The organism is Actinomyces polynesiensis (genome assembly GCF_000820725.1).
GTDB classification, from domain to species: Bacteria; Actinomycetota; Actinomycetes; order Actinomycetales; family Actinomycetaceae; genus Pauljensenia; species Pauljensenia polynesiensis.
In genome coordinates this window covers 1-9,977 of the sequence record NZ_CCXH01000261.1, presented here as the reverse complement: position 1 = coordinate 9,977, position 9,977 = coordinate 1, and the positions used below count along the sequence as shown (strand labels likewise).

Annotated in this window: 10 protein-coding genes and 1 tRNA gene; 9 read left to right on the top strand and 2 right to left on the bottom strand. The window is 69.5% G+C overall.

Going from position 1 to position 9,977, the window contains the following annotated elements:
- The 8 genes from TA90_RS15785 to TA90_RS11145 all read left to right on the top strand — a co-directional run.
- Positions 1 to 599 (top strand): methyltransferase domain-containing protein (locus tag TA90_RS15785; RefSeq protein ID WP_147513478.1); only part of this gene is annotated, 599 nt, incomplete at its 5' end.
- A gap of 9 nt (positions 600 to 608) precedes the next feature.
- The gene (locus tag TA90_RS11175; protein WP_043536497.1) at positions 609 to 1,604 is read left to right on the top strand and encodes an aldo/keto reductase; all 996 of its coding nucleotides are present in this window, start codon (positions 609 to 611) and stop codon (positions 1,602 to 1,604) included.
- 197 nt (positions 1,605 to 1,801) lie between these two features.
- Positions 1,802 to 2,002, top strand: a complete 201-nt coding sequence (locus TA90_RS11170) for an alpha/beta fold hydrolase (RefSeq protein WP_043536495.1) — start codon at positions 1,802 to 1,804, stop codon at positions 2,000 to 2,002.
- 212 nt (positions 2,003 to 2,214) lie between these two features.
- On the top strand, positions 2,215 to 3,687 hold the full coding sequence (locus TA90_RS11165; RefSeq protein ID WP_074015386.1) for an aldehyde dehydrogenase family protein: 1,473 nt from the start codon (positions 2,215 to 2,217) through the stop codon (positions 3,685 to 3,687).
- A gap of 4 nt (positions 3,688 to 3,691) precedes the next feature.
- Positions 3,692 to 4,300, top strand: a complete 609-nt coding sequence (locus TA90_RS11160; RefSeq protein WP_052450802.1) for a TetR/AcrR family transcriptional regulator — start codon at positions 3,692 to 3,694, stop codon at positions 4,298 to 4,300.
- A 178-nt stretch (positions 4,301 to 4,478) separates the two neighbouring features.
- Positions 4,479 to 5,132: a GyrI-like domain-containing protein gene (locus tag TA90_RS11155; RefSeq protein WP_043536494.1), complete on the top strand. Its 654-nt coding sequence runs from the start codon at positions 4,479 to 4,481 to the stop codon at positions 5,130 to 5,132.
- Positions 5,107 to 5,607: a GyrI-like domain-containing protein gene (locus TA90_RS11150; protein WP_043536492.1), complete on the top strand. Its 501-nt coding sequence runs from the start codon at positions 5,107 to 5,109 to the stop codon at positions 5,605 to 5,607. Before TA90_RS11155 ends, TA90_RS11150 begins: the two co-directional genes overlap by 26 nt.
- A 176-nt stretch (positions 5,608 to 5,783) precedes the next feature.
- On the top strand, positions 5,784 to 6,188 hold the full coding sequence (locus tag TA90_RS11145; protein WP_043536490.1) for a VOC family protein: 405 nt from the start codon (positions 5,784 to 5,786) through the stop codon (positions 6,186 to 6,188).
- 358 nt (positions 6,189 to 6,546) lie between these two features.
- Here the strand turns inward: TA90_RS11145 and TA90_RS11140 are convergent.
- Together TA90_RS11140 and TA90_RS11135 are read right to left on the bottom strand one after the other, a co-directional pair.
- Positions 6,547 to 6,620, bottom strand: a tRNA-Val gene (locus TA90_RS11140).
- A gap of 227 nt (positions 6,621 to 6,847) precedes the next feature.
- Positions 6,848 to 7,246, bottom strand: coding sequence for a DUF3052 domain-containing protein (locus TA90_RS11135; RefSeq protein ID WP_043536487.1), 399 nt, complete (start codon positions 7,244 to 7,246; stop codon positions 6,848 to 6,850).
- A gap of 289 nt (positions 7,247 to 7,535) precedes the next feature.
- Here TA90_RS11135 and aceE point away from each other — a divergent pair.
- A partial coding sequence (aceE, locus tag TA90_RS11130) for a pyruvate dehydrogenase (acetyl-transferring), homodimeric type (RefSeq protein ID WP_043536499.1) occupies positions 7,536 to 9,977 on the top strand: 2,442 nt, incomplete at its 3' end.

Genomic DNA, 9,977 nt, shown 5'->3' with positions numbered 1-9,977 from the left:
ACGACTCCTTCGACGTCGTCCACGCCCACCAGGTCCTCCAGCACCTCGCGGATCCGGTGGGCGCCCTGCGGGAGATGTCGCGGGTGTGCCGACCCGGGGGGTGGGTCGCGGCGCGGGACGCGGACTACGGGGCGATGGCCTGGTACCCCGAGGTGTCCGGAATCGACCTGTGGCGTCGCATCTACTCGGCGATCGCGCGGGACAACGGGGCAGAGCCCGACGCCGGGCGTCGCATGCGTGCCTGGGCGAGGAGCGCCGACCTCCAGGGGACTGCGGTGACGACCTCGTGCTGGTGCTACGCGGAGCCGACCTCGTGCGGATGGTGGGGGCACAGCCAGGCCCAGCGCGTGTCGGGGAGCGCCTTCACCACCCAGGCGATCCGCATCGGCGCCACGGAGTCGGACGTCGCCGCAATCGCAGGTGCCTGGCGGACGTGGGCGGTGGACCCGGACGCCTGGTTCCTCATCCCCCACGTCGAGGTGCTGGCCCATCCCGCGTCCGGGACCCGACCCGGTACCGGCACCGGCATGGGCATGCGCACCGGCGCCCAAGCCGGCGCCCACGCCGGCACCCGCGCCGATGACACGGTCGGCTTGTAGGCTCCGGTCATGAGTTCCCCAACGGACAGCCCCGCCCTGCGCCACGTCGGACGCTCCGGACTCGTCGTCTCCGTCATCGGTCTGGGGTGCAACAACCTCGGACGTCCGGGCACGGCGACCAGCACCGCTGAGGGCTCGGCCGCGGTCGTCGACGCCGCACTGGAGGCGGGGATCACCTTCTTCGACACCGCGGACTCCTACGGGGCGCGGCCCGGCCTGTCCGAGGAGTTCCTCGGACGTGCACTGGCCGGCAGGCGCGACGAGGCCGTCATCGCCACGAAGTTCGGGATGGACGTCCACGGCGCGAACGGCCCCGACTTCGGAGCGCGTGGATCCCGCTCCTACATCGTGCGCGCCGTCGAGGCCTCCCTGGGGCGCCTGGGGACCGACCACATCGACCTCTACCAGTTCCACACCCCGGACCCCTCCACCCCCATCGACGAGACACTCGCCGCCCTCGACGACGTGGTCACCTCCGGCAAGGTCCGCTACATCGGCCACTCCAACCGCTCGGGCTGGCAGATCGCACAGGCCGAGTACGTGGCTCGCGAACTGGGTACCCGGCGCTTCGTCTCCGCACAGAACCACTACAACCTGATCGACCGCCGCGCCGAGCTCGAGGTGGTCCCTGCAGCGACCGAGTTCGGTCTCGGCGTGCTGCCCTACTTCCCCCTGGCCAACGGACTCCTCACCGGGAAGTACTCCCGCGGGGTGGAACCTCCCAGCGGTTCGCGCCTGGACGTCTCCAAGCGGCAGCTCCTGGAGACCGCTCCGTGGGAGGCCCTCGAGCGGTTCGGGGCACTGGCCGGGGAAGCCGGGCTCAGCCCACTGCAGCTGGCGTTCAGCTGGCTCGCCTCGTGCCCGGTGGTGCCCAGCGTCATCGCGGGCGCCACCCGTCCCGACCAGGTCCGGCAGAATGCGCGGGCCGTGACAACCCTGCCCGACGACCTGCTGGCCCGCCTCGACGAGGTCTTCCCACCCGCTGAGCGGGTGGCCCTGTTCTGAGCCATGGAGAGGGACCCGGACCACACACGGGGCTGATTCCTCCGGTGGCGCAGATGGTCCCCGGGCGGAGGGTGACCGTCGCGACCCGAGGACACTCCCGCCCGATGTCCTCCTCGATGCGGCCGATTCGACTGCGCTCCCTCGCCTGACGACCTGAGAGGTCAACCGGAATCCCGGACGGGCATACATTGACCTCCATGACGGAGTACCACTCGGTCGTCTCCCCGGACGGCACCACAATCAGTCACTCGAGTCAGGGGGCCGGTCCCGGACTCGTGGTGGTGCCCGGGAACAACAGGATGGCCCACAACTACGACCGATTGGCCGGGGCACTCGCCCACCACTTCCGCGTCTCGGTGATCGACCGACGCGGACGCGGCGGGAGCGGCACGCTCTGACCGGGGTCCTCGACACACCCGGCCGGACCATTCCACGATCTGCAGTCGCCACACTCGCCGGCCTGGACCACAACGCGCCGGACGAGAGCGCACCCGCCGTCGTGGCCGAACGGCTCCCGGAGTTCCTCAGTGGATGAGGCCCTCGCATCCGCGTGCGACCCCTTTTACGAAACTACTTGATTTCGTATCGTATGGCCGCTACCGTCTCACCCATGACGACGACCTCCACTCCTTCCACGTCCACCCCCGGTACCACCCCCATTCCCGACGCCTCGCGTGAGGAGGTCGCGCGAGCCGTCTCACGGGCACGGGCGGTGTTCGACTCGGGCGTGACACGCCCCCTGGCCGCCCGCGAGCGCCATGTGCGCTCCATCGGGCGCATGCTCACGCAGAACCGCGCCCTGTTCGAGGAGGCGTTGCGCGCGGACGTGCACAAGAGCAGGCGCGAGTCCGGCATGACCGAGATCGACGTCACCCTCGGCGAAGCGGCTCACACCCTGCGCCACCTCAGGCACTGGACCTCGCCGCGCAGGGTGCTCACCCCACCCACCTTCTGGCCGAGTTCCGCCCGCGTGGTCCCGGAGCCACTGGGGGTCGTCCTCGTGATGTCGCCCTGGAACTACCCGGTGAACCTCACCCTCGACCCCCTGGTCGGCATCCTCGCCGCCGGGAACACGGCCGTCATCAAGCCCAGCCCGGAGTCGGCGAACACCTCCCAGCTCCTCGCGCGTCTGGTCCCGGTCTACTTCCCCGACGGAGCCGTCCAGGTCCTGCTCGGGCCCGTCGAGGTCGCCCAACAGGTCCTGGAGGAGAGGTTCGACCACATCCTCTTCACGGGCTCGGGGACGGTGGGCAGGATCGTCATGGCGGCTGCCGCCGAACACCTGACCCCCGTGACCCTGGAGTTGGGTGGCAAGTCCCCGGTGTGGTTCGACCAGGACCGCGACCTCGACGTGGCGGCGCGCCGTCTCGTGTGGGCCAAGTACACGAATGCCGGCCAGACCTGCGTCTCGCCCGACTACGTGCTCACGACCCGGGAGCGCGTTCCCGCACTGGTGGCAGCGCTGGAGCGGGCCGTGCGCGACCTGTGGGGTCCCGACCCACTGCTGAGCGACGAGTACTGCCACATCATCTCCGAACGGCACTTCGACCGCCTCCTCAGCTACCTGGACGAGGGAACGGTCGAGTTCGGCGGACGACACGACCGTGGGAGCCTCTGCATCGAACCCACCGTCATGACCTTCCCGGCGTCGGAGCAGGCCTCCGTCGGCCCCGACGCGCCGCACAGGGTCCTGCGCGAGGAGATCTTCGGACCGATCCTCCCGATCCTCACGGTCGGGTCCAGGGAGGAGGCCGCGCGGGTCGTCAACGGGTGGGACAAGCCGCTCGCCCTGTACGTGTTCAGTGACTCCACGGGCACCCGTCGCTACTTCGAGCGTCACACCTCCTCCGGCGCCCTCGTCAACGGTGCCGGACTGATCCACGTCGGGATCGGCTCGCTCCCGTTCGGCGGCATCGGACCGAGTGGTACGGGCTCCTACCACGGACGCGACTCCATCCGCACCTTCTCACACCCCAAGCCGGTGCTGACCAAGCCGCTGGTCCCGGACACACTCCGCCTCCTGAACCCCGGGACGGACAGACGCGTTCTCGACCTCATCGGATGCCTGCAGAGGCAGGGCTGAGACCGTGGAGGGAACCACCACCCGGGGACGCCCCGTCGACCCACAGCTCCAGCACCGCTTCGTCGAAGCCGCCCTGGATCTGCTGACCACCAACGGGTATGCCGCCGTGACGACGGCCGCCGTCGCGAAGCGGGCCGGCGCCTCCACCGCGAGCCTGTACCGCCGGTGGCCCACCAAGAAGGCACTCGTCACCGACATCGCACGCGCACTCTCCGTCGATGCCCTCAGCGGTGTGGACACCGGCTCCCTGGAAGGTGACCTGACCGAGTTCATCCGGCGCAAGCGACTGCTCCTCGACCGTGTCGGCACCGCCCTTTTCGCCCTGATCGCCGAGGCATGCCACGACGAGGAGCTCCGTTCCGTCCTGCGGCACGAGGTCGTCGGGAGCACGTCCCGGTACATCGGGTCGATCCTCGAGCGTGCCGCCGCCCGGGGGGAGATCCCCCCGCCGGCACCCGGGACCGTCCGAGTCCTCGGCCACGCACTGATCGGCGGGGAACTCCTCCGCCAGGCCCTTGCCGCGCCCTCGTCGCACGGACAGGAGGAGTCCACCATCGGGCCCGAGGTCGCCCTGGTCATGCACGCCCTCACCTCTCCGCAGACGACCGACTGACGGCGCCCGGCTGCAGGACGGCGCGTGAACGGACCGACACCACCCGGGCGGAGACCGGGCCGGCGGACGATCCGGGGCCCGCACCGGGCGCACCCTCCGGACCGGGACGGTACCGTGGAGACCCCCACCACCTCCGGAACAGGAAGGTCGCGACCCGCCGGTCGGGTCCAGGTTCCCCATGGCCGACAAGGTCGACTTCAAGAGGTCCCTCCGCGGCTACCGCGCCCCGCGGGGCCGCTTCGAGATCGTCGACGTCCCCGACATGCGATACCTGATGGTCGACGGACACGGCGACCCCAACACGTCACCGGCCCATGCCGAGGCCCTCGAGACCCTCTACCCCATGGCGTACACCCTCAAGTTCGCCTCCAAGCGGGATCTCGGTCGTGACTACGTCGTCCCACCCCTGGAGGGTCTGTGGTGGGCGGAGGACATGGACGCCTTCACCAGCTCACGGGACAAGTCCCGGTGGGACTGGACGATGATGCTGATGGTCCCCGTCTGGATCGACCGGGAGATGGTCGACTCCGCCATCACCCGGACCGGGGACAAGGGTGCGCCGCCGCGCCTGGACGACCTCCGTCTCGAGGAGCTCTCGGAGGGTCGGTGCGTCCAGACCCTCCACATCGGCTCCTTCGACGACGAGGCACCCGTCCTCGACCGGATGCACCACCGGTTCATCCCCGACCACGGACTGCGCATGGACGGCAGGCACCACGAGGTCTACCTCAGCGACTTCCGCAGGGTCGCCCAGGAGAGGATGCGGACGATCCTGCGCCAGCCCGTCCGCTCGCAGGGGGTGCGCCATGGAGATCTCGGAACCCTGGACTGAGCAGCGTCGCGAGCAGTGCCACGCAGGGATCCGCCTCCGGGTCACCATGCAGGACCTCGACGAGGCCATTCCCCCGGTGGTCGACGAGGTGGCGACGTGGATGTCGGAGCGCGGTGTCGAACCCGCGGGTGTCCCCCTGGTCCGCTACCACGTCATCGACATGGCCGAGGAGCTCGACATCACCGTCGGCTTCCCCGTGCCCGTCGGGACGAGGGGTGATGACCGTATCCTCATCGACTCCCTGCCGGGGGGCAGGTACGCGGCACTGGTGTTCACCGGTGTCGAGAACGGCATCCGGGGCAATGCGGCACTGATCGGGTGGATCGCCGACCAGGGGCTCCGGATGGATGTCCACGCGGGCAGACGGGGCGACGTCTTCGGTGGACGTGTCGAGCACCTGCTCGACGGACCGGAGGACGATCCGGACCCCTCGACCTGGAGGACCCAGGTGGCGATCAGACTGGCGGACCGGTGAGACCACCACACCGTCCGACGGGCACGCGGACGACAGGGCCGAAGCGGGGGCACCAGCGCCGGGTCCGCTCGCCGGGCAGTGCTCGCGGAAGGCGGCCGGGACGCGGGTGGGTCATGGATCGCCCGCTTGCGCGTTGCCGCTTGACACAGTATTTCAATATTGGAAGTATTGGCCGTATGACCCTCTTCATCACCTGCCCGGTCGAGAGTGTCGACCGGGCTGTGGCCTTCTACACAGCCCTCGGTTGGACGCTCAGTGCCGAGATGTCCGGTGACGACGTCGCGTGCTTCGCGATCGCACCCGGACAGTACGTCATGCTCAGCAGCCGCGAGGCGTACTCGAGCGTCGGCGGCGTCGAGGAGCTGATTGGTGGATCCGGCACCCCCTCGAAGGTCACGGTCTCATTCGACCTCGGCAACCGCGAGGCAGTCGATGAGCTGGTTGAGCGTGCCGGAGCCGCGGGCGGGCGGATCGGCGACACCGACGAGTACCCCTTCATGTACCAGCGCCAGTTCGACGACCCGGACGGTTACCACTACTCGCCGTTCTGGATGAAGCCGAACGCCGATCCGGCCGGGTGAGTGACCACGCCGGGACCCTCGACATCGTCGGAGCGTGGTGGGCACCGCCCGCTGTGGGGCGGCTGCCCGGGGGATCCCCGCGATGCGTCGATCTGCAACGGGACACGGACCTGGGATGAACCTGCCTGCGACCCGTCTGCGTGGGCTCGGAGCGGGCGCACTGTCGAGCGCGACCTCCGGTCGCCGGGGCGCCGAGCAGGTCCGGGCGGTGCACGAGAACGCAGCGCACCCTGACGAGCCGTTCTGCCGGGCCACCAGCCCCACCACCACGACAACGTGCGCGGCACAACCATCGGACGCGAGGCAGGCGACGGGACCCCTGCCGCCCTGGTCGAAGGCCTGGACACGGGACATCGGGTGGGCCCGGCCGGTCTCGAACCGACGACTTCTGCGGTGTAAGCGCAGCGCTCTGACCAACTGAGCTACAGGCCCTGCGTGCCCGGGGGCACAACCCCCACAGCATAGTGGGACCGGGCCCGCCACCGCACCGGTGTGCCCACGACGTCCCCGCATGACCCGCGTCCCACGGGCAGGCACACAGCGCACCCGCCCACACGTGCCGGCCGACCGACGAGGGCGGCGCCGCCCTCGTCGATGCGCACGCAGGTCCGCGGGCGCACGGGGGTGTCGGGAAGGACGGAGCGGACCGGGCGCAGGTCTCAGCGCGTACGGGGCCTCGCCATGAGGCGGATGCCCGCCCAGTCCTGGCCCACGGAGGCCGCCGGGGTCGAGTGCAGGCCCGCGACCTTCGCCGCGTCCTCGACATCCGCCACGGGGATCGCACCGGGACGCGAGGGCTTGGGGATGAAGACCCAGATCAGGCCACCGTCGTCGAGATTCGACAGGGCGTCCACCAGGAGGTCCGCGAGGTCCTCCTCCTCGGCGTCCTCGGCCCTCCACCACACGACCGCGCCGTCCACGACGTCGCCGTAACCCTCGTCGACCACGGGATGGCCGCACTCGGACTCGATGAGCGCGCGCAGGGACACGTCGACGTCGTCGTCGGGGCAGAATTCCTGGACCACCTGGCCCTGAGTGAAACCGAGGCTCAGCGCCACGACCAACGACCACCTTCCACGATGCGCGTCAACCGCGCGCTGACTGAACTCACGTGCCCATCGTAGAGCACGGTGCGCCACCGATCACACGCACCGACACGCGGGGACGCGGACGGGAGCGGGACGGGGTCCCCGCGCACCCCGGACGTGGCAGGGGTCGCACAATTGAGGCCTTTCTCATGGGTCGGAGGTCCCGGATGCACTCGCACCGCACCCGCGGACGGGCGACAATGGAGGGTGTCAGGCACGACGCCGTGCAGTGCAGACCACCACGAGGAAGAGGGAATCCGTGAGTCAGTCGAGTGAGAACCACCCGGTCGTCAACGGCCTGCTCAGCCAGGTCCCGGACAACGACCCGGAGGAGACGGCGGAATGGGTCGAATCCCTGTCGGGGCTCATCGATGAGAAGGGCGGACCACGGGCCCGCTACATCCTGCTCCACATGCTGGCCGAGGCGCGCAGGCGCCACGTCCAGATCCCGCAGGAGTACACGACCCCCTACGTCAACACCATCCCGGTCGAGCAGGAACCCTACTTCCCCGGCGACGAGGCCATCGAGCGGGAGTACCGGCGCTGGATCCGCTGGAACGCCGCCGTCCAGGTGACCCGCGCCCAGCGCCCCGGTGTGAAGGTGGGCGGGCACATCTCCTCCTACGCCTCGGTGGCCACCCTCTACGAGGTCGGCCTCAACCACTTCTTCCGCGGCAAGAACCACCCCGGCGGCGGCGACCACGTCTTCTTCCAGGGCCACGCCTCCCCCGGCCCCTACGCGCGGGCCTTCCTGGAGGGGCGGCTCACCGAGGAGGAGATGGACGGCTTCCGCCAGCAGGTCTCCGTCGAGAACGGCCTGCCCTCCTACCCCCACCCCCGCCAGATGCGTGACTTCTGGGAGTACCCCACCGTGTCCCTCGGTCTGGGCCCCGCGGAGGCGATCTACCAGGCATGGTTCGACCGGTACCTGATGCTGCGCGGCCTGAAGGACACCTCCCAGCAGCACACCTGGGCGTTCCTGGGCGACGGCGAGATGGACGAGCCCGAGGCGCGCGGCATGCTGCAGCTGGCGGCCCAGCAGGGCCTCGACAACCTGACATTCGTGGTCAACTGCAACCTGCAGCGCCTGGACGGGCCGGTGCGCGGCAACGGGAAGATCATCCAGGAGCTCGAGGCCTACTTCAAGGGTGCCGGCTGGAACGTCATCAAGGTGATCTGGGGTCGCGGCTGGGACCAGCTGCTGGCCTCGGACAAGGACAACTCGCTCGTCAACCTGATGAACGAGACCCTCGACGGCGACTACCAGACCTTCCGCGCCAATGACGGCGGCTACATCCGCGAGCACTTCTTCGCCCGGGACCCCCGCACGAAGGCCCTGGTCGAGAACTGGACGGACGACCAGATCTGGGCCCTCCAGCGTGGCGGTCACGACTACCGCAAGGTCTACGCGGCCTACAAGGCGGCGATGGAACACACCGGGCAGCCGACCGTGGTTCTCGCACACACCATCAAGGGCTACGCACTGGGCACGCACTTCGCCGGCCGCAACTCGACCCACCAGATGAAGAAGCTGACCCTGGAGGACGCCAAGCAGCTGCGCGACAGGCTGCGGATCCCGATCTCCGACGAGGAGCTCGAGCGCGACCCCTACATGCCGCCCTACTACATGCCCCCGGCCGACCACCCGGCACTGGTGTACATGAAGGAGCGCCGCGAGAAGCTGGGCGGGTGGGTGCCGGAGCGCCGCGACGACCGCGACCCGCGCCTGCCCGCGCCGGCCCTCAAGCCCTTCGAGCACCTCTCCGCCGGGTCGGGACCGCTGGAGGTCGCCACCACGATGGCCCTGGTGCGCCTGATGAAGGACCTCATCAAGGACAAGAACATCGGCAGGTACATCGTGCCGATCATCCCTGACGAGGCACGCACCTTCGGCCTGGACGCGATCTTCCCCACCGCGAAGATCTTCAACACCCACGGCCAGAACTACACGGCCGTCGATGCCGACATGATGCTCTCCTACAAGGAGTCCGAGCAGGGCCAGATCCTGCACACCGGTATCACCGAGGCCGGGTCCGCTGCCGCCATGCAGGTCGTGGGCACGGCGTACGCCACCCACAACCTGCCGATGATCCCCTTCTACATCTTCTACTCGATGTTCGGGTTCCAGCGCACCGGCGACCAGTTCTGGGCGGCGGCGGACCAGCTGACCCGCGGCTTCGTTATCGGTGCCACGGCCGGACGCACCACCCTGACCGGTGAGGGCCTCCAGCACCTGGACGGCCAGTCCCCGATCCTGGCCGCCGCGAACCACGGCTTCGTCATCTACGACCCCGCCTACGCCTACGAGGTCCGCCACATCGTCTGGGACGGCATCCAGCGCATGTACGGGGAGGACGACCCGCGCGACCCGAACGTCCTGTACTACCTGACGGTCTACAACGAGCCGATCCACCAGCCCGCCGAGCCGGAGGGGCTGGACGTGGAGGGCCTGCTCAAGGGGATCTACAAGGTGGACGACCACGCCGGCGAGGGCGGCCCCAAGGCGCAGTTGCTCGCCTCGGGCGTGGGGGTGCCGTGGGCGCGTGAGGCACGGCGCCTGCTCGCCGAGGACTGGGGTGTCGACGCGGCCGTGTGGTCAGTGACCTCGTGGAACGAGTTGCGTCGCGACGGTCAGGCGGCTGACGAGCACAACTTCCTCCACCCGGAGGAGGAGCCGCACATCGCCTACCTGACGCGCAAG